18 protein-coding genes are annotated in these 18,236 nt (G+C 58.8%); 11 read left to right on the top strand and 7 right to left on the bottom strand.

Annotated features, from left to right (window positions below; genetic code table 11):
• Window positions 1–39: 39 nt before the first annotated feature.
• A complete protein-coding gene (locus ACJ8OK_RS04500) occupies window positions 40–1,743 on the bottom strand; it encodes a SulP family inorganic anion transporter (RefSeq protein WP_033632891.1) in 1,704 nt (567 codons plus the stop codon).
• Window positions 1,744–1,964: 221 nt separating this feature from the next.
• On the opposite strand from ACJ8OK_RS04500, the gene ACJ8OK_RS04495 reads away from it, so the two are divergent.
• Window positions 1,965–2,504 carry a septation protein A gene (locus tag ACJ8OK_RS04495; protein ID WP_004932082.1) on the top strand — a complete coding sequence of 180 codons (540 nt, stop codon included), beginning with the start codon at window positions 1,965–1,967 and terminating at the stop codon, window positions 2,502–2,504.
• A gap of 76 nt (window positions 2,505–2,580) precedes the next feature.
• Entirely contained in the window at window positions 2,581–3,009 is a 429-nt protein-coding gene (gene yciA / locus ACJ8OK_RS04490; RefSeq protein ID WP_004932085.1) for an acyl-CoA thioester hydrolase YciA, read from the top strand.
• A gap of 67 nt (window positions 3,010–3,076) precedes the next feature.
• Here the strand turns inward: yciA and tonB are convergent, their stop codons facing one another.
• Both tonB and ACJ8OK_RS04480 read right to left on the bottom strand, forming a co-directional pair.
• Window positions 3,077–3,820 carry a TonB system transport protein TonB gene (gene tonB, locus ACJ8OK_RS04485; RefSeq protein WP_033632889.1) on the bottom strand — a complete coding sequence of 248 codons (744 nt, stop codon included), beginning with the start codon at window positions 3,818–3,820 and terminating at the stop codon, window positions 3,077–3,079.
• A gap of 236 nt (window positions 3,821–4,056) precedes the next feature.
• A complete protein-coding gene (locus ACJ8OK_RS04480; protein WP_015378073.1) occupies window positions 4,057–4,710 on the bottom strand; it encodes an epoxyqueuosine reductase QueH in 654 nt (217 codons plus the stop codon).
• A gap of 175 nt (window positions 4,711–4,885) precedes the next feature.
• On the opposite strand from ACJ8OK_RS04480, the gene ACJ8OK_RS04475 reads away from it, so the two are divergent.
• A complete protein-coding gene (locus ACJ8OK_RS04475; protein WP_213929034.1) occupies window positions 4,886–5,182 on the top strand; it encodes a YciI family protein in 297 nt (98 codons plus the stop codon).
• Window positions 5,183–5,291: 109 nt separating this feature from the next.
• On the opposite strand, the gene ACJ8OK_RS04470 is transcribed toward ACJ8OK_RS04475, so the two are convergent.
• On the bottom strand, window positions 5,292–6,137 hold the full coding sequence (locus ACJ8OK_RS04470; RefSeq protein ID WP_033632887.1) for a LysR substrate-binding domain-containing protein: 846 nt from the start codon (window positions 6,135–6,137) through the stop codon (window positions 5,292–5,294).
• A 91-nt stretch (window positions 6,138–6,228) separates the two neighbouring features.
• Between ACJ8OK_RS04470 and ACJ8OK_RS04465 the strand changes: the two genes are divergently transcribed.
• Window positions 6,229–7,173: a DMT family transporter gene (locus ACJ8OK_RS04465; protein WP_442530402.1), complete on the top strand. Its 945-nt coding sequence runs from the start codon at window positions 6,229–6,231 to the stop codon at window positions 7,171–7,173.
• Window positions 7,174–7,197: 24 nt separating this feature from the next.
• On the opposite strand, the gene ACJ8OK_RS04460 is transcribed toward ACJ8OK_RS04465, so the two are convergent.
• Complete coding sequence (locus tag ACJ8OK_RS04460; RefSeq protein ID WP_015378079.1) at window positions 7,198–8,199, bottom strand: LacI family DNA-binding transcriptional regulator; 1,002 nt, start codon at window positions 8,197–8,199, stop codon at window positions 7,198–7,200.
• 71 nt (window positions 8,200–8,270) lie between these two features.
• Window positions 8,271–8,825: a D-lyxose/D-mannose family sugar isomerase gene (locus tag ACJ8OK_RS04455; RefSeq protein WP_048323783.1), complete on the bottom strand. Its 555-nt coding sequence runs from the start codon at window positions 8,823–8,825 to the stop codon at window positions 8,271–8,273.
• A gap of 228 nt (window positions 8,826–9,053) precedes the next feature.
• Here ACJ8OK_RS04455 and ACJ8OK_RS04450 point away from each other — a divergent pair, with 228 nt between their 5' ends.
• The 5 genes from ACJ8OK_RS04450 (at window position 9,054) to ACJ8OK_RS04430 (ending at window position 15,208) form a co-directional block, all read left to right on the top strand.
• Window positions 9,054–10,088 carry an NAD(P)-dependent alcohol dehydrogenase gene (locus ACJ8OK_RS04450; RefSeq protein ID WP_033632881.1) on the top strand — a complete coding sequence of 345 codons (1,035 nt, stop codon included), beginning with the start codon at window positions 9,054–9,056 and terminating at the stop codon, window positions 10,086–10,088.
• A gap of 4 nt (window positions 10,089–10,092) precedes the next feature.
• The gene (gene xylB / locus ACJ8OK_RS04445) at window positions 10,093–11,610 is read left to right on the top strand and encodes a xylulokinase (protein ID WP_260952778.1); all 1,518 of its coding nucleotides are present in this window, start codon (window positions 10,093–10,095) and stop codon (window positions 11,608–11,610) included.
• Window positions 11,607–13,112, top strand: coding sequence for a sugar ABC transporter ATP-binding protein (locus ACJ8OK_RS04440; protein WP_004932117.1), 1,506 nt, complete (start codon window positions 11,607–11,609; stop codon window positions 13,110–13,112). Before xylB ends, ACJ8OK_RS04440 begins: the two co-directional genes overlap by 4 nt.
• Window positions 13,113–13,189: 77 nt before the next feature.
• On the top strand, window positions 13,190–14,167 hold the full coding sequence (locus tag ACJ8OK_RS04435) for an ABC transporter permease (RefSeq protein WP_016927501.1): 978 nt from the start codon (window positions 13,190–13,192) through the stop codon (window positions 14,165–14,167).
• Window positions 14,168–14,200: 33 nt separating this feature from the next.
• On the top strand, window positions 14,201–15,208 hold the full coding sequence (locus ACJ8OK_RS04430; RefSeq protein ID WP_033632879.1) for a substrate-binding domain-containing protein: 1,008 nt from the start codon (window positions 14,201–14,203) through the stop codon (window positions 15,206–15,208).
• Window positions 15,209–15,351: 143 nt separating this feature from the next.
• On the opposite strand, the gene ACJ8OK_RS04425 is transcribed toward ACJ8OK_RS04430, so the two are convergent.
• Entirely contained in the window at window positions 15,352–15,915 is a 564-nt protein-coding gene (locus ACJ8OK_RS04425) for a TetR/AcrR family transcriptional regulator (RefSeq protein WP_033632878.1), read from the bottom strand.
• 127 nt (window positions 15,916–16,042) lie between these two features.
• Between ACJ8OK_RS04425 and smfY the strand changes: the two genes are divergently transcribed.
• Together smfY and ACJ8OK_RS04415 are read left to right on the top strand one after the other, a co-directional pair.
• Complete coding sequence (smfY, locus tag ACJ8OK_RS04420) at window positions 16,043–17,515, top strand: multidrug efflux MFS transporter SmfY (RefSeq protein WP_260952777.1); 1,473 nt, start codon at window positions 16,043–16,045, stop codon at window positions 17,513–17,515.
• Window positions 17,516–17,715: 200 nt separating this feature from the next.
• Window positions 17,716–18,207 (top strand): Dps family protein, encoded by a 492-nt coding sequence (locus ACJ8OK_RS04415; protein WP_004932132.1) that lies wholly within the window; start codon window positions 17,716–17,718, stop codon window positions 18,205–18,207.
• Window positions 18,208–18,236 lie beyond the last annotated feature (29 nt).

Raw genomic sequence — 18,236 nt, 5'->3', positions numbered from 1 at the left:
AAAAACCAAGGGGCACGCTTCGGCGCGCCCCTTTTTTGTTTACCCCACCACGGCGGCTTCCGCCTGCTCCTTACTCTGAATCAGCTTCAGCGCCAGGTACAGATCCGGCACCAGAATCAACTCTTTATCGCGTCCTAAGCGGTTGATGCGGAACCAACGCGTCAGTTCGGTGCGACGCCCCGCCAGCACCAGCCTTACGTTACGCTGTAACAGATCGCGTTTCAGTTCATCGATAGCCGCCAGCACGCTGATATCGGCATGGGTAAAACTGGCCACCGCATCCACCACCACCCAACGCGGCTGGAACGGCGTGCCGTCGACCAAATTGAGGATACGGCGTTTGAAATACGCCACGTTGAAATAGGTCAGCGGCGAATTGAAGCGATACATCATGACGCCAGGTACCGCCTTCACCCCATTGTTATTGCCCATGGAATGGATCATACCTTCATCATTGACGCCCAGCAGTTGTTCCGTCGGCCGGAAGACGGTGCGCAGAAACTGCATCAGCCCCAGCAACACCGCCAGCCCGATGCCGCTGATCACGCCCACCAACAGCACGCTGAGGAAGGTAAACAGCGCCAGGCGGAACGCCTGCGCGTTGCGACGGCGCAAGATCCAGATGCCGCGGATGTCCAGCAGCGACCAGGCCGCATACATCAGCACCACACCCAATCCCGCCACAGGAATAAACTGCAACGGCGCCATCAGGAACAGCAAGACAAAGGCGATGACAGCGGCGGCGATGATCGACACCAACTGGCTCTTGCCGCCGTTGGCGTCATTCACCGCGGTGCGAGAATCTGCGCCGCTGATGGCGAAACCTTGCGACAGCGCAGAGACGATATTCACCAGTCCCAGCGCGCGAAACTCAGCATCGGCGTTCACCTCATAACCGTTTTTGGCGGCGAAGCTGCGGGCGGTGAGCATCATGCTGACAAAACTCACGACCGCCAGGTTAAGCGCCGGGATCACCATATCGCGCAGCAAACCGGGCTGGAAGTCCGGCCACTGGACGATCGGCAGCACGCCGCTGAAACCGCCCACCGTCACCACGCCATGCTGCTGCAGGCCGCCCGCCCAGGTCACGAACGCCGCCAGCACGATAGCGAACAGCGGCGCCGGCCAATTAGGCCGCCATTTTTTAAATCCAAGCAGCGTCACCAGCGTCAGCGACGACACCGCCATCGTCAGCCAGTCGCTGTGCAGCAGGTTACCGGGCAGCGCGTAGATGCGCTCGATCAACTGTGCCGGGCGCATCGTAAACCCCAACACCTTGCCGATCTGATCGACGATAATGGTGATCGCCACCCCGTTCAGCAGCCCGCTGAGGATCGGCCGCGACAGCAGATCCGCCAGCGCCCCCAGCTTGAACCGGCTGGCCAGCAGGCACCAACCGCCCATCATGGCGGTCATCATAATGGTCAATTGCCAATGGCGTTCCATATTGCCCGCCGCCAGCGGCGTCACCACCGCGGCGATCACCGCACAGGTGGCGGCATCGGGCCCGACGATCAGCTGGCGTGACGAGCCGAACAGCGCATAGGCCACCATCGGCAAGACGCAGGAATAGAGCCCCACCACCGGGCTGACCCCGGCCAACTCTGCGTAGGCGATAGCCACCGGCAAGGCCACGGCGGCGACGGAAAGACCGGCACGAATATCCGGCTTGAGCCAGCTGCGTTGATAGCCCAATAAATGCGTCAAACCAGGCGTCAGGGCCTGGAGAGGTTTCCACTGCATGCTGTTTTCCGCGGTAAATTATCTGGTTATTATGACGCTTACTATGCGGCCTGCGGCCCGCGCTGGCAATGCACCCGCGCTTTCTTGCGTAAGTTTATGCAAATTCCTGCTTTCGCGGCAGAAATCCGCCGGCCAAACGCCGATAATCGGCAACGCCCGGCGGTACACAGAGCTCGCCGAATCCGGTATAGTCGGCCGATGAACAGATGATGGATTGATTTATGAAGCAGTTTCTTGATTTCCTCCCGCTAATTGTCTTTTTCGCTTTTTACAAGCTGTACGACATTTACGTCGCTTCCGGCGCGTTGATTGTCGCCACCGCGCTGGCGCTGGTGTTCACCTGGGTGAAATACCGCAAGGTCGAGAAGATGACGCTGATCACCTTCCTGATGGTGCTGGTGTTCGGCACCCTGACGCTGGTGTTCCACAACGATTTGTTCATCAAATGGAAGGTCACGGTGATTTACGCGCTGTTCGCGCTGGCGCTGCTGATCAGCCAATGGGTGCTCAAAAAACCGCTGGTTCAGCGCATGCTGGGTAAAGAGCTGACGCTGCCGGACAAAGTGTGGAGCAACCTCAACCTGGCCTGGGCGGTGTTCTTCCTGGCCTGCGGCCTGGCGAATATCTATGTCGCCTTCTGGCTGCCGCAAAGCGTCTGGGTCAATTTCAAAGTCTTTGGCCTGACGGTGCTGACATTGGTCTTCACCCTCCTCAGCGGTATCTATATTTACCGGCACATGCCGGAAGAACAGAAAAAATAGTTACAAAATTGTTAATGCCTGCGGCGCTTGCCGCGGGCAGTATGATGTTATTCCCTCCTTTTAAAAGCAGACTGCTATGACACAACAACGACCTTTACCCAGCGGCGAGCTGGTGCTGCGCACGCTGGCGATGCCGGCCGATACCAATGCCAACGGTGATATCTTCGGCGGCTGGCTGATGTCGCAAATGGACATCGGCGGCGCCATCCAGGCAAAAGAGATCGCCGAAGGGCGCGTAGTGACGGTACGCGTAGACGGCATGACCTTCCTGAAACCGGTGGCGGTAGGCGACGTGGTTTGCTGCTATGCGCACTGCATCCGCACCGGACGCAGCTCGATCACCATCAATATCGAAGTGTGGGTCAAAAAAGTCTCTTCCGCCCCGATCGGCCAGCGCTACCGGGCGACCGAAGCGGTGTTCACCTATGTGGCGGTCGATGCGGAAGGCAACTCGCGCGCGCTGCCTGAGGGCAAAATGAATTTCCGCGTCGGCTTCGAAGAATAAACTGACGCTACACTGCAAATGCAAAAAGGGTCGCCGAGGCGACCCTTTCTTTTTGGTATGACCAAACTCAGTTCAATTCGGTCGTGCCGTTCAACTTGAAGCGGATAGTGACGGTGCGATCTTTCGCTTCTTTGGCTTCATAGCGCCATTTGCGCATCGCCTGCTTCACTTCACGCTCAAACATGTTGCGCGGTTCGGCCGACAAGATACGCACGTTGCTGACGCGCCCGTCGCTGTCGATATCAAACTGCACCCGCACGCTGCCTTCGATCTGTAAAGCCTGGGCCCGCGGCGGATAGAGCGGATTGGCGCGGCTGATCGGCCTTGGGCCGAGCTCGCGCGAGTTGCCCTGCACCGGCGCGGCAGGCGCCTGTTTCACCGGCGCTTTGTCGATCGGCTTGGCCGGCGAGTCGTTGTTGAACGGCGACGGTTCGCGCGGCTCGACTTTTTTCGGCTCCGGTTTCACCTGTTTTTCGACCTTCGGCTTCGGCTTGGGTTTCGGTTTCGGCTTGACCGGCTCCGGCTTCACAATCGCCTTCGGCGGCGGCTCCACAATAGGTTCCGGTTCTGGCTCCGGCTCAGGTTCGACCTGCGGCGGCTCCGGTTCGGCCGGTGCCGGCGGTGGCGGTTCGGCCATCGCGGCGGTATTGACCATCATGACGCTGATCGGCGCGTCCTCTGGCTTCGGCAGCTCCACCACTTCTTTTACCGAAGCGTAAAGCAATCCCGCCACCAGGGCGCTGTGCAGGCCTACGGATAAGACGAAAGGCACGGATATACGGCGATTAAGGAACATCTTTTTTAGCGGCATAATGATTCTGTTTCCTCTGGTTCGCCAAGTTTAAATGCAAATAGCAATCATATTCAATAACGAAAGGCAAACTATCGCTTTAATCGTCAGTATGCGCGGCGAAAACCAGCAAACTCATAAGGATATTAACCTGGCCGTTGCTTTTTTACCGCCGGGGGGACACGCTTCATTAACGTTTGGCCAGGCGTCAAAAAGTAAAAAACCCGCCGGAGCGGGTTAATTTCGGTGAGTCAGCGTTATTCTTCATCGCCATAGTAAAGCACGCCCAGCTTGATCAGCGGCCGCCCTTGCGCCTTACGGTGCAGGTTGGTGTCGCGCAGCGAATAAACGCAGCCGCAGTATTCCTGCTGATAGAAGCGTTCGCGCTTGCTGATCTCTATCATGCGCGACGAACCGCCCTTCTTGCGCCAGTTGTAATCCCAGTAGACCAGATCGGGATACTTTTCCGCCGCGCGGATGCCGCAGTCGGTGATCTGCTGCATGTTCTTCCAGCGCGAGATGCCCAGCGAGCTGGAGATAGTGTCGTAACCATGCTCATGCGCATACAGCGCCGTGCGCTCGAAACGCATGTCAAAACACATGGTGCAACGAATGCCGCGCTCCGGCTCATTCTCCATCCCCTTGGCGCGGGCGAACCAGTTGTCGGTGTCGTAATCGGCATCGATAATCGGCACCCCGTGCTGCTCAGCGAAACGAATGTTCTCTTCTTTACGCAGCAGATACTCTTTTTGCGGGTGAATGTTGGGGTTATAGAAGAAAATGGCATACTCGATCCCGGAGGCCTGAATCGCTTCCATCACCTCGCCGGAACAGGGCGCGCAGCACGAATGCAGCAGCAGTTTGTTTTTGCCCGCCGGCAAATCGAGTTTTTCCCTTACCAGTTCCGTCATGTCCTCACCTCAATGGCATATCAGTTTAAGCGCGCCGCACTATACGAATAAAAAGTAGCGGCTTCAAGGCATAAGCGCCAATCCGCCGGGAAATTCGCCCTATGCCGTTCCCCTGCCGCGCCTTTTGCGCTACCTTGGTAGCACCGTTTTATAGCCATGATTTTAAAGGTGAAACATGCTTTATCTGATCTACGCGCAAGACGTTCCCAATTCGCTGGAAAACCGTCTGGCGGTGCGCCCGGCGCACCTGGCGCGCCTGCAGGCGCTGCGCGACGCCGGCCGTCTGGTGGCCGCCGGCCCTAACCCGGCCATCGACAGCAACGATCCCGGCGCCGCCGGCTTTACCGGTTCGACGGTGATCGCCGAATTCGCCTCGCTGGCGGAAGCCCAGGCCTGGGCACAGCAGGATCCCTATATCGCCGCCGGCGTCTACGCCGACGTGACGGTGAAACCGTTCAAACAGGTGTTCTGATATCCAGACCGCCCAATACCGGGAACGCCCCGCGATACAGCGTTCCCGGCGCCAGCCACCTCTCTCCGCCACCTTCGTGCTCGATTCGTCTTGCCGATATTCATGTTCCCTACCGTAAATACTCACCGATGACGCTTTCCAGCACCGCCACCGCCGGTTGGCTGGCGGCCGCGGCAGAACGGAGTAGTTGCACTTCATGTGGTGCGACCGACGGCAATTCGTCGAGTATCCGCATCGCCGCCGAAACCCGTGCGCGGTCGAGCAGCGTGACGGCCAATCCTGCCTCGACGGCAGCCGCCACCACACTGGCCGAAGGGCTGCTCACAACCACTCGCCAATGCCTTCCCGCCCTGGTCAATGCATCGATCATAGCCTCACGATAAGGGCAATCGGCGGCATGCAACGCCAGCGGCAGTGGCCGGTTAGCCTGCAGCGCCAGCGAACGGCCTCCGGCCCACACCGGCGCAGTCACCGCGAGCGGTGTCTGGCACGGTTTCCCCGCGGGTTGAACCACCAGCGCGAGATGCAGCCGATTACGGCCAACTTGTTCCGCCAGCGCCTGACTGGCAGCGGTAGAGACCTCCAGTTCCACTGCGGGAAAACTGTCGGCAAACCGCGGCAAAATATGGCCTATCACATGGGAAGCGTACTCATCAGGCAACCCCAATTTGATATGGCCGCTTAGCGGCGCGCCCTGCAGTTCCCGCAGAATATCGTCATGGGCGCTCAGCAGCCCGAGCGTCGAGGCCAGCAGCTTGTTGCCCAGCGGCGTCAACGCCACGGACTGATTGTCACGCTCCAGCAAGCGGCCGCCCGCCACCTGTTCCAGGCGCCGGATATGCACGCTCACGGCGGCGGGGCTGCGATTGACAAATGCCGCCGCCGCGCGAAATTGCCCCAAACGCGCAATAGCGTGAAAAGTGCGCAAGAGATCGATATCCAATGTCGGCCGCATGATTTAACCCCATTAAACAACTGAACGAAAATTATTCGATTTATTAAATTATAGCCACTCACTACCATCGGGCGGAAAGGAGGTGACCATCATGTCCCTGCCACCATTTCGCCCCTCTTCCCACAGCGGCAAAGCCGCCCTCTGGCTGGCTGCGGCCGAGGTCCTGCTGATCGTGGCCTGGAGCTCCGGCTTCGTCGGCATCCGCTTCGCCGCCGATTACGCGCCGGTGTTGCTGGTGGCGTTCTGGCGCTGCGTGGTGGTCGCGTTCGCGTTGCTGCCGCTTAGTGTGCGTGCCATCAGGCGCGCATCTCCGCTGACGATAGCTGTTCACGCCGGGATTGGGTTGCTCGCCATGACCGGTTACCTGACCGGCCTCAGCAAAGGCATCGAATATGGCGTGCCGGCCGGGTTGGCCGCGCTCATCGCCGATTTGCTCCCGCTCGGCACCACGCTGCTGAGCATGCTGTTGCAACGCCGCTTGCCCGATGGCCGCGTTTGGTCCGGGTTAGCCTTGGGGGTTAGCGGGGTAACGCTGGCGACCGGCAGCGCCATCTCATGGGGAGACGCCCCATTGTGGAGTTACCTGTTGCCGCTGGCGGGGATGTTGGCGCTGGCGCTGGCAACGCTGTGGCAGGAACGGCTGCCGCAGACGCAAGCAATGAGTTTGCCAGCCTCGCTGGGGATACAAAGCGCGGTTTCCGCGCTGGCTTTCGCCGCCATGGCCGGCGCGGAAGGCCCGCTGCTGCCAACGGTAACGACGGGGTTTGTGATCGGCGTGCTTTGGACCGCGCTACTGGCGACGCTGGCCGGCTACGGTCTGTACTGGTTTTGTCTAAGGCACACTTCTGCGCTGCGCGTGACGAGCCTGCTGTTTCTCAGCCCCTTCGTCACCTTCTGCTGGGCAGGGTTAATGTTCAATGAACCCCTTTCCTGGCCCATGCTGCTAGGCGCGGCGGTGGCAGGAAGCGGTTTATGGCTGCTAATCCGTCCCGCCGGGCGGGATGAGCCCAAAACAGCGCAACGCGCTGAAAAATGACGGATAAGGCGAAAGGCGGCGCCGTTATGCGACGAGTTTTCCCCGCACCACCACCTTGCCCGGCTTGATCTCGGGGTCGGCAATACGACGGATCGCCAGATTCAACGCTTGCCAGGCGATCTCTTGCAAGTCGTGTGACACGCACGGGAAATGAAAACCGTAGATCTCGGCATGTGAAACCTCATCGATGCTGAACAGCGACACCTCCTGCATCAACGGCAGCCGGTGTTCGATGCAGGCTTTGATAATGCCCAGGGAAATCTGGTTATTGCAGCCAACGAAAAAGTCCGGGGCGCGGTGATTGGCCAGCCAACGGCTCGTCTCTTGCCAGGCGACATCCATAAAGAAATCGGCATACAGCACTTCAAACGACGCCACTTTCCCTTGCAGCGCCGCCTGCAGCCCTGTGACCCTGTCCCGTGCAACGTTGGAGTTCTCCGGCCCGGACACCACCACCACCCGCTGCGCTTTCTGTTCCAGAAGCCAGCGCCCCGCCTGAAGACCGCAGTCCAGGTTATCGATATACACCCCGCTGCAGTGGCGATTGTCCAGCTCACGGTCGATCAATACCACCGGGATATTCAATGTTTCCAACCGCTTTAGATAGGAAGGCTGGTACAGATGATCGTTGGAAATGACCGAGAGAATGATCGCATCGACGTTGTAGCCAATCAGTTTGTCGATGATTCTGTCTTCGCTTTCCTGAGACTCATAGGAATCGAACACCAGGGTGTCATATCCCATTTTTTGCGCTTCAAGCGTCATCAACCGCGTCAGGCCGCCAAAGAACGGGTTGGCCATATCAGGGTTGACGATGCCGATGGTTCTGCTGCTTTTCGCCCGCAGGTTGCGCGCCGCAGCATTGACCACATAACCGAGTTCGGCAGCGGTCTCCCGAATGCGGCGCAGCGTTTCCGGATGAACCTTGTCCGGCTGTGAAAATGCCCGCGACGCGGTGATTTTACTGACGTTTGCCTGTGCGGCCACGCTAGCCAGCGTCGCTTTCCGTCCTCGCCCCACCGCCAAATGCAGCTCCTTAGCTTAAAGTTATCATTTTGTACCATTAACAACATCATGACAGAACTTTCATCGTGGCGCTAATGGTTTACGCCTGCCAGCCGGTTAATCCGGGGATCGGTAAAGATATCCAGCTCGTCACGGCTCTCGGAAGAGAACTCGGACACCACAGCCCCCCGCTTTCCAGCCTGAAACCAGTGCCGGGTATTGGGCGCGATGGTGTATTGTTCGCCAGGCCGCAAGAGGATATAGCGATTGCAGGTATACCACTGCTCCGCGCCTTCCGGCACCCGGCATACCGGTTCACCGCCGGCGTCATTAAGCATCAGGTTTTCATCGTCGACAAACAGAAACACCTCGCCCCAACGGCAGCGAAACGTCTCTTGCTTGCCGGGCGTGCCGGCAAAAGGAGGATGCAAATGCTCTGGGCAAGTCTGCTCAGGAAACAGCACCAACTCTTTCGCACAATACCGAGGTGAGTTGACATAGGTCAGCAGCTGCAGCCCTGAGACAGGATAGTCGGCCAAGCCAAATGTCGCAATTTCAATACGTTGCTGCTCTTCTTCGGTCAGAACGATGTCCGCCTCGCGCAAATATTCCAGCGTAGCGGCTATGGCACGTTGTTGTTTGTTCATCATTTCCCCTGCAAAGTGACGGTATCGATATCAGAATGCTGATATTAAAACCGTCATTACATCGCCGATTTTGTGATCTTCATCCCCATATTGAATAACAACCCACCAGCAAAATTAACTCCCATCGAGTAATTCCAACATCGATCACAGTTTAACCACCCGCTTTGGCCCACTATCGCCGCATTGAAATGATATCGTTACCATAAAAATGATTCACCAGGAGGCAATATGAAAGCATTAGTGTTGGCCAAGGCGGGGGAAATCGCTATCGAGGACGTCCAGCTCGCCGAAACGCTGGGGCCCGATGATGTGCAGATAAAAATTCATTCCGTGGGCATCTGCGGCAGTGATGTGCACTATTACCAACATGGCCGCATTGGCCCGTTCGTGGTTAACGCCCCGATGGTGCTCGGCCATGAAGCTTCTGGCGTGGTGCTCGCGACAGGTAAAAACGTCACTCACCTCAGTATCGGCGATCGCGTTTGCATGGAACCCGGCATTCCGGATCTCAACTCGGCGCAGACGCGCGCCGGCCTTTACAACCTTGATCCGGCCGTGCGCTTCTGGGCGACGCCGCCGGTGCACGGCTGCCTGCGCGAAACCGTTATCCACCCCGCCGCCTTCACGTTCAAATTGCCGGACAACGTCAGTTTCGCCGAAGGCGCCATGGTGGAACCCTTAGCCATCGGCATGCAAGCAGCCACCAAAGCCGGGATCAAACCCGGCGATATCGCGCTGGTGATCGGCGCCGGGCCGATCGGCGTGGTCACCGCTCTCGCGGCGCTGGCGGGCGGCTGCTCGGACGTCATTATTTGCGACCTGTTTGACGAAAAACTCGCCGTTGCGGCCAGTTATGAGGGGCTGCACGCCGTCAATATCAAAACCGGCGACCTGGCGGGGAAAGTGGCCGCGCTCACCAGCGGCAATGGCGCCGATGTCGTGTTTGAATGCAGCGGCGCAAAACCGGCCATCGCTACGCTGGCCGAACATGCGGCGCCAGGAGCGACCGCCGTGCTGGTCGGCATGCCGATCGATGCCGCGCCGATGGATATCGTCGCCGCGCAGGCCAAGGAAATCACCTTCAAGACCATTTTCCGCTACGCCAACATGTACCCGCGCACGCTGCGGCTGTTGAGCAGCGGCAAATTGCGCGTCCAGCCGTTGATAAGCCAAACCTACAAGTTCTCCGACAGCGTGGCCGCCTTCGAGCGCGCGGCGGCGGGACATGCCTCAGACATCAAAATCATGCTGGAAATGGAGTGATCCTATGGCGCTCTATGCTGGCATAGACTGCGGTACGCAAGGCACGAAAGTCGTGATTGTCGACAGCACACAGGGCGTGATCCTCGGTGAGGGCAACGCCCCTCACCGTCTCATCAGCCAAGCCAATGGCCGGCGCGAACAGGAGACCGACTGGTGGATCGAGGCGCTGGTCATCGCTTTTCGCCAAGCCGTGACTAACGCCGGTATTGATGCCGGGGAAATTCATGCTCTGGGGGTTTCGGGCCAACAACATGGGTTTGTACCGCTGGACGCAGACGGCAACGTGCTGCACAGCGTCAAGCTGTGGTGCGATACCGAAACCGCAGAGGAAAACGAACGGCTCCTGCAGCAGCTCGGCGGTGCCAACGGCTCGCTGGAAACACTCGGCCTGCGGATCGCCACCGGTTATACCGCGTCAAAAATCCTTTGGTTCAAGACACACCATCCGGCGTTGTGGGCAAAGCTGCACACCGTATTGTTGCCTCATGATTATTTGAACTTCTGGCTGACCGGAGAGCGCGTAGCGGAATACGGTGACGCTTCCGGCACCGGGTTGTTCGATGTGCGCACCCGTAGCTGGAGCAAAGCCGCCGTCAATCTCATCGACGACAGCGGTCGTCTGTGGCAAGCCCTGCCGCCGCTCAAAAACGCGGAGTGCTGCATCGGCACGGTGCGCCCCGCCGCGGCGGAAAAACTCGGCCTCGGCCCAACGGTGCGGGTATCGACCGGCGGCGGCGACAACATGATGGCGGCCATCGGTTCCGGCAACATCGAGGCCGGCACCCTCACCCTGAGCCTGGGCACCTCCGGCACGCTATTCGCCTGGTCTGCCTCCCCCGTCGCGGCGGAATCAGACATGATTGCCGGCTTCTGCTCCAGCACCAACGGGTGGCTGCCATTGATTTGCACCATGAATGTCACCTCGGCCACCACCGCGGTACAAACGCTGCTGGACGAAGACCTTGCCGGCTTTAACGGTTTATTGGCGCAGGCCTCACCCGGCGCAGGCGGTGTCGAGATGCTGCCGTTCTTCAATGGCGAACGCGTTCCGCCGCTGCCTCACGCGCGCGCCAGTCTGCATAACCTCGATACCGACAATTTTACCCGCGCCAATCTCTGCCTGGCGGTGGTCGAAAGCGCCACCTATGGCCTGCGCTATGGCATCGAGCTGTTTCGCCGTCAGGGCATTGAAGCGCGCGAGATCCGCCTCACCGGCGGCGGCGCTCGCAGCGCCGCCTGGCGACAAATCGTCGCGGACGTGATGGGGTGCCCGGTGGTCTGTCTGAAAGCCAAAGAGACCGCTGCGCTGGGCGGCGCCATTCAGGCGATGTGGGCGACGACGTTAGCCGACGATCCGCTGCGGAATGCCGGCGCGTTGTTGTCCGAACTGTGCCAACGTTTCGTTGCGCTGGATGAGGCCACACGCGCATGGCCACATGCCGGCAGACGAGCGCAATACGAGACGCTTTATCAACGGTACCTGCAACGCTTGCAGCAGACCTACCCGGAGGTGCAACTGTGACGCGAGATCCCCATACGCAAGCGCCCGCCTACCTGCTGGAGGTCAGCGGCGTCAGAAAAGCCTTTGGCCCGGTCGTGGCGCTCAAGAATGCGGAGTTTTGCCTGCGGCGTGGTTCCATCCATGCCCTGTGCGGCGGCAACGGCGCGGGTAAATCCACCTTTCTCAGCATTCTGATGGGCTTTATTCAACCCGATGGCGGCGACATTTTTATCAATGGCCAACGCTGTGAATTTCATCATCCCCGGGAAGCCCTCAACGCCGGCATCGCCATCGTGCAGCAGGAACTGAGCGCGATCCCGGATCTGACGGTGGCCGAAAACATTTGGCTGGGCCGTGAGCCGAGACGCCTGGGGTTCGTCGATTTCGCCACGCTCAATCAACGCACCACCAGCCTGCTCAAGGAACTCGATTTCAAGATCGACGCCCGAGAGAAAATGCGCAACCTGAGCGTCGCCGAGCAGCAGCTGGTCGAGATCGCCAAAGCGCTGTCGCATGCCAATGCCGACATCATCATCATGGATGAACCCACCTCGGCGATTGGCGAGGAGGATGCGCAAAAAATCTTTCAGACGCTTCAGCAATTGGCGGCGAAAGGTAAAGGCATTATTTACGTCTCTCACCGTTTGTCAGAGATATTTCAAATTGCGGACAGCTACACCATTTTCCGCGACGGCGCCTATATCCATGAAGGCTATATCGCCGACATTACCCGTGAGCAGTTGATCGAACACATTATCGGCGGCGAGTACGACAGCGAGTTCGCCAAATTCAATCAGCCCGGCGAGGAGGTCTTGCTGGAGGTCAACGGCCTGTGTTGGCGCAGCAAGATAAAGGATATCAGCCTGCAGCTTAAGCACGGTGAAATCCTGGGCATCTACGGGCTGGTGGGATCGGGCCGCAGCGAATTTCTCGATCTTATCTTCGGCATTCAGCATGCCGACAGCGGCACGATCCGTTTGGGCGACAAGACGCTGAACCGCCATTCCCCGCGAGAGGCCATCGACAGCGGCATTGCCTACGTGACGGAAGATCGCAAGGAAACCGGCCTGGTGCTGTGCCGTTCCGTCAGTGAAAACATCAATATCGCCTCTTTTGCCGGCATCAGCCGAATGGGGTTCGTCAGCGAGAAACGGGAGCAAGCGCGAACCCGCGACATGATCCAGCGCTTCAACGTTAAAACCCACGACGGCGAACAGCCCGTGGGCAACCTGAGCGGCGGCAACCAGCAAAAAGTGGTGCTGGGCCGCTGGGCGCTGCTGGATCCGGAGGTGTTGTTGCTCGACGAGCCGACGCGCGGCATCGACGTCGGCGCCAAGAAAGAGATCTATCGATTTATGTCGGAGTTCGCCTTGCAAAACAAGGGGATCATCATGGTTTCCTCCGAGCTTTCGGAAATTATCGGCATGAGCGATCGCATATTGGTGTTTCGTGACGGGCAGTTGGCCGGTGAGCTTTCGGCAGCCGATGCGACCCAGGCAGCACTGATGAAACTTGCGGTTTAACAGAGAGAGAAAAAAAAATGAGCAGCGCCCACTCCTTATCACCAGGCATTTCATTTTTCACCCGCAATAAGCGCCGTATGCACAAATACGGCATTATCATCGCCTTCTTCGCGCTGTGCCTGATCGTGGCGCTGATTGGCGAATATCAGGTCGCCCAGGGGGCCTGGAGCAGCAATTATTTTCTCAGCAATGAAAACACCCTGATCGTCCTGCGCCAGGTCTCGATCAACGGCATTCTGGCGATCGGCATGACCTTCGTCATCATTACGGCCGGCGTCGATCTCTCCGTGGGCTCGGTGCTGGCGCTAAGCGGGATCGTCGCCGCCCGCTTCGCCACCAACAACAGCGGATTGGCTATCGGCGACACCGCGACCGCCGTCATGGCGCCGCTGATCGTGGCGCTGGGCATCGGGATCGTCTGCGGCCTGGTGAACGGCACCGTGTTGGCTCGCTACCGGCTGCAACCCTTTATCGTCACCATGGGCATGCTCTCTGCGGCGCGCGGTTTAACCATGTTGACCACCAACGGCAATCCGGTTTCGCAATTGAACAGCGATTTCCGCTGGTTGGGCAATGGTTATGTCGGCGGCGTTCCGGTGCCGGTCATCATCTTCATCGTGCTGTTCGCCCTCGCCTGGCTGGTGCTGAATAAAACCCTCTTCGGGCGCTACATCTACGCCGTCGGCGGCAACCCAAAAAGCGCGCGCACCTCGGGGATTAACGTCACGCGCATCAAAATACTGGTGTATACGCTGTGCGGCGCGCTGGCCGGCATCGCCGGCCTGATCCTCACCGCACGCACCGGTTCGGCGCAGACCAACGCCGGCGCAGGGTATGAGCTGGACGCCATCGCAGCGGTGGTGATCGGTGGCACCAGCATGGCCGGCGGCGTCGGTACGCTGGTCGGCACCTTCTTCGGCGTGCTGATTATCGGGGTGATGAATAACGGCCTCGATCTGCTCGGCGTGCAATCGTACTACCAACAAATTATCAAAGGCGCATTGATCGTTCTTGCCGTATTGCTCGACCCATCGCGTAAGCAACAGCGCGATTAATAACATCAGACCCAACTCTACCAGGAGAAAACCATGAATAAGACCAAGATAGCGTTGTTTGCCTCTGCCATGATGCTCGGTAGCCTGTCGGCAGTTCAGGCCGCCCCGGTAAAAATCGCGGTATTGATGTACGGCAACAAAGCCGAGTTCGTGCAATTGATGGAAAGGTTCGGCAAGGAGCACCCGGCGGTGAAAAGCGGCGAAGCCGTGCTGACCTTCTATGATGGGCGTTATGATGCCTCGGTGCAAAACGATCAGGCCGCCACCGCTATCCAGACGCGCGCCGATGCCATTATCGTCAACCCGATGGATTTTGAGGCCAATATCGATATCGTCACTAATGCCAACGAAGCCAAAATTCCGGTGGTGGTCACCAACGCGCGCCTGAACACGGACGCGATGACGTCTGAAGTAGTGTCTAATGACGAGTTGGGGGGATACCTGGAAGCCAAAGCCGTCCTGGACAAACTCGACTGCAAGAACCGAAAGGTGAACGTGGTGATTATCGAAGGCCCGAAAGGCGGCAGCGGCGAGATCCAGCGCGGCAAGGGCAATGATAAAGCGATTGCCGAGTGCGGCGTCGGCCAGGTCACCGTACTTGAACGTAAAACGGCCAACTGGTCACGCGCGGAAGCGCAGCCGCTGATGGAAAACTGGCTGCAGAAACACCGGGGCAAAATCAACGGCGTGATTGGCCAAAACGACGAGATGGCGCTGGGCGCTATCGAGGCGATCAAAGGCGCCGGCCTGAATGTGAAGGACTTCGCGATTGCCGGCGTTGACGGCGTTTCCGACGCGATTCATGCGGTGCAGGCCGGTGAAATGGTCTCTATTCTGCAAGATGCCAAAGGCCAGATGCAGGGTTCCATCGACGTCGCGCTGCGCGCCGTGAAAGGGGAAAGCTATCAACCGCAGTCGGAGATCTGGAAACAATACGCCAAGGATCTGAAATGGGAAGGCGGCACGCAGAAGCATTACTACATTCCGTGGACCGTCGTTACCGCAGAGAACGCCCAGTCGCTGTTGGACGCCCGTAAATAATTTCCCCCGCCCCCTGCCTTCAGGGGGCCCCGCTGGGACGCTTGCCTGCAAACAAAAAAAAAGCCAGCACGGAGTGGCTGGCTAAAAAGTTCTTCGAGGGAATATCTTGTGCGATAAACATACGCCTTTCACTGCGGGCTTTACTAGCTATCAGTGCGATAGGCACCCTCAGTTAAAATCAACGCCTGCATATCGGTGAACATCGTTTCCCATTCCGCCTGATCGATATCCATCAAACCAAAGTAACGCAGCATAAAGGCGCCTTCGGTGGCGAGAAACGCCAGGCGCGCGCGCTTGCCTTCCTCCGTCGTCAAATCCAAACCGGCGATGCGGCTGCGATACCATTCGCGCGTGCTCACCAGATGCTCCGGCGTTTGAATCAGCGTCGCCATCAGCCCGGCGGCCTTGGCGCTGGCGGTCTGATCCGAGCTTTGCGTCGCCAGCATATGCGCCCGCACGCCGGTCTGCGGTGAAGGATCGTCACCGGCGATAGCGGCGAACAGCGTCTCGTAGGCACTGCCCCAGCGATCGAACATGGCGTCAATCAGGGCGTCTTTGCTGCCGAAACAGTACTGCACCCCGCCCTTGGAGATTCCCATCGCTTTGGCGACGGCGTCGATGGTCAAACCGGCGGCCCCCTGAGTGGCGACGATCTCTTCGGCGGTGTCCAAAACCTTGTCGCGATCGATGCTGCGTTGACGTCCCATTAAGAAACCCTTCTTTTCAATACGAACGTATGGATATATATTATCACCAGTATATCACCCGGCATCGCCGGAGGGTTACCCGAATGGCGGCGCCTTCGCGCCGCCCACTTTAACTGGATTATGACTTATGTACGCCAAGAACCGCTGGTTGATCCTGACGATGGTCGCCAGCGCCCTGTTCCTGATCGTCATCGATATGACGGTGTTATATACCGCTCTGCCGCGTTTAACCCAGGCGCTGGACGCCAGCGCCTCGCAAAAACTCTGGATCGTCAACGCCTACCCGTTGGTGGTGGCCGGTCTGTTGCCTGGCGCCGGCATGCTGAGCGATCGCATCGGCCATAAACGGCTGTTTCTCGCCGGGCTGCCGGTGTTTGCCGTCGCGTCGCTGTGCGCCGCTTTCTCGCCTACCGCCGAGTGGTTGATCGCCGCGCGGGTATTCCTCGCCGTTGGCGCGGCAATGATGATGCCCGCCACGCTGTCCATCGTACGCCACGTCTTTACCGACGAACGCGAACGCGCGCTGGCGATCGGCATCTGGGCGTCGGTGGCCTCCGGCGGCGCGGCCATCGGCCCGGTGGTCGGCGGCCTGCTGTTGGAGTATTTCTGGTGGGGCTCGGTGTTCCTGATCAATGTGCCGGTGGTGTTGCTGGTCTGGCCGTTGGCATGGAAACTGATCCCGCGCTGCGGCGGCGATAACCCGCGCCCCGCCGACATCGTCGGCTCGATACAGATCATGATAGGTCTGGTCGGCGCTATCTATGCGCTGAAAGAATTGAGCAAGCCGGCGCCTGACGTCAGCGCCTTGCTCGCGGCGGCTGCGATCGGCGTGTTGTTCCTGGTGCTGTTCGTGCGTCGTCAGCAACGCAGCGCCCACCCGATGATCGATTTCTCTCTGTTCCGCAACCGGCTGTTCGCCGGCGGCATCGGCGTGGCATTGCTGTCGATGGTGGCGCTGATCGGCGTCGAGCTGGTGCTCAGCCAACGTTTGCAACTGGTGCTCGGCCTCAGTCCGCTGCAGGCGGCGCTGTTCATCTTGCCGATCCCGCTGGCCTCGGCGCTGGCGGGGCCGATGGCCGGTTTACTGTTGCCGCGCTACGGCGAACGCAGCATCATCCTCGGCGGTTTCGCCCTGACCACCTTCGGCATTGCCGCCCTTGCCCTGCTGTCTCAGAGCGGCATAGCGCCGCAGCTGGTGAGCCTGGCGTTGGTGGGCTTTGGCCTCGGCGGCGTGATCACCGCCGCTTCCACCGCCATCATGCTGAACGCACCGGAGGAGAAATCCGGCATGGCGGCGTCCATCGAAGACGTCTCCTACGAGCTGGGCGGCGTGCTGGGCGTGACATTGCTCGGCGGGCTGATGACGGCGGTTTACAGCCACACTCTGGCGCTGCCGGCGGAGCTGCCGGTCAGCGATTTAGCCTACGACAGCATCGACGAAGCGTTGCGCCTGGCGGCCGTAATGGCGGCCGATCGCGCGCAGCAGTTGACGCAGCTGGCGCGTCTGGCCTTTGATCGCGCCTTTATTTCGGTACTGATCGCCGCCGCGCTGTTAATGGCGCTGGGCGCAGGTGTGGTAAAACTGGCGCTGGGCAAGTAACCGAGAAAAGCGGCTTTTTTCGCCTGCGGAACCTGCGTAAACTGATTCGGCAATTTGCTCGACGGATTTATCGTCATCGGTTTGAGCGATGGCAATAATGCCTGTTATCGTATTTAACCCTGCGATAAATCCGGTTACTGTAACAGCTATGGAAATTGATTCTGTCTACTATCGGAACAAATAATCAGGAGAAGATTATTATGGCAACGGCAAAGAAAGCAGCGAAAACCCATATCGGCCTTGACAGTAAACAATCGGCAAAACTCGCCGAAGCGCTCAATGCGCTGTTGGCGAATTATCAGGTGCTGTATATGAACGTGCGCGGCTATCATTGGAACATTACCGGCCCGCAGTTCTTTGAACTGCACGCGAAATTCGAAGAGACATATAACGATCTGCTGACCAAGGTAGATGAGCTGGCGGAACGTATTCTGACGTTGGGCTCGCAGCCGCGTCACGCTTTCAGCGATTATCTGAAAACCGCCGACATCAAGGAACACACCAACGTGACCGATGATAAGGGCACGCTGCGCGGCCTGTTGGAAGGGTATTCAATCTTGCTGCAACAGCAGCGTGAGCTGCTGACGGTGGCGGCAGACGCCGGCGACGAAGGCACCGCGTCGTTGATGAGCGATTACATCAAAGAGCAGGAAAAACAGGTCTGGATGCTCAACGCCTATTTGGGCAAATAACTCAGACGCCATAACAAAACAGTCCCTTA

The sequence above is a fragment of the Serratia sp. CY71090 genome (assembly GCF_052166845.1).
Classification (GTDB): domain Bacteria; phylum Pseudomonadota; class Gammaproteobacteria; order Enterobacterales; family Enterobacteriaceae; genus Serratia; species Serratia nematodiphila.
Note: the sequence above shows the minus strand (reverse complement) of the source record. Positions and strands in the feature narration are given on the sequence as shown.

What these genes read in the sequence shown, in the direction of transcription:
- smfY (WP_260952777.1), top strand. Translation starts at nt 16,043, where the DNA reads ATGTACGCCAAGAACCGCTGGTTGATCCTGACGATGGTCGCCAGCGCC.
- tonB (WP_033632889.1), bottom strand. Translation starts at nt 3,820, where the DNA reads ATGCCGCTAAAAAAGATGTTCCTTAATCGCCGTATATCCGTGCCTTTC.
- ACJ8OK_RS04455 (WP_048323783.1), bottom strand. Translation starts at nt 8,825, where the DNA reads ATGAACAAACAACAACGTGCCATAGCCGCTACGCTGGAATATTTGCGC.
- ACJ8OK_RS04475 (WP_213929034.1), top strand. Translation starts at nt 4,886, where the DNA reads ATGCTTTATCTGATCTACGCGCAAGACGTTCCCAATTCGCTGGAAAAC.
- ACJ8OK_RS04415 (WP_004932132.1), top strand. Translation starts at nt 17,716, where the DNA reads ATGGCAACGGCAAAGAAAGCAGCGAAAACCCATATCGGCCTTGACAGT.
- ACJ8OK_RS04435 (WP_016927501.1), top strand. Translation starts at nt 13,190, where the DNA reads ATGCACAAATACGGCATTATCATCGCCTTCTTCGCGCTGTGCCTGATC.
- ACJ8OK_RS04500 (WP_033632891.1), bottom strand. Translation starts at nt 1,743, where the DNA reads ATGCAGTGGAAACCTCTCCAGGCCCTGACGCCTGGTTTGACGCATTTA.
- ACJ8OK_RS04450 (WP_033632881.1), top strand. Translation starts at nt 9,054, where the DNA reads ATGAAAGCATTAGTGTTGGCCAAGGCGGGGGAAATCGCTATCGAGGAC.
- ACJ8OK_RS04425 (WP_033632878.1), bottom strand. Translation starts at nt 15,915, where the DNA reads ATGGGACGTCAACGCAGCATCGATCGCGACAAGGTTTTGGACACCGCC.
- ACJ8OK_RS04430 (WP_033632879.1), top strand. Translation starts at nt 14,201, where the DNA reads ATGAATAAGACCAAGATAGCGTTGTTTGCCTCTGCCATGATGCTCGGT.
- ACJ8OK_RS04470 (WP_033632887.1), bottom strand. Translation starts at nt 6,137, where the DNA reads ATGCGGCCGACATTGGATATCGATCTCTTGCGCACTTTTCACGCTATT.
- ACJ8OK_RS04495 (WP_004932082.1), top strand. Translation starts at nt 1,965, where the DNA reads ATGAAGCAGTTTCTTGATTTCCTCCCGCTAATTGTCTTTTTCGCTTTT.
- xylB (WP_260952778.1), top strand. Translation starts at nt 10,093, where the DNA reads ATGGCGCTCTATGCTGGCATAGACTGCGGTACGCAAGGCACGAAAGTC.
- ACJ8OK_RS04480 (WP_015378073.1), bottom strand. Translation starts at nt 4,710, where the DNA reads ATGACGGAACTGGTAAGGGAAAAACTCGATTTGCCGGCGGGCAAAAAC.
- yciA (WP_004932085.1), top strand. Translation starts at nt 2,581, where the DNA reads ATGACACAACAACGACCTTTACCCAGCGGCGAGCTGGTGCTGCGCACG.
- ACJ8OK_RS04465 (WP_442530402.1), top strand. Translation starts at nt 6,229, where the DNA reads ATGTCCCTGCCACCATTTCGCCCCTCTTCCCACAGCGGCAAAGCCGCC.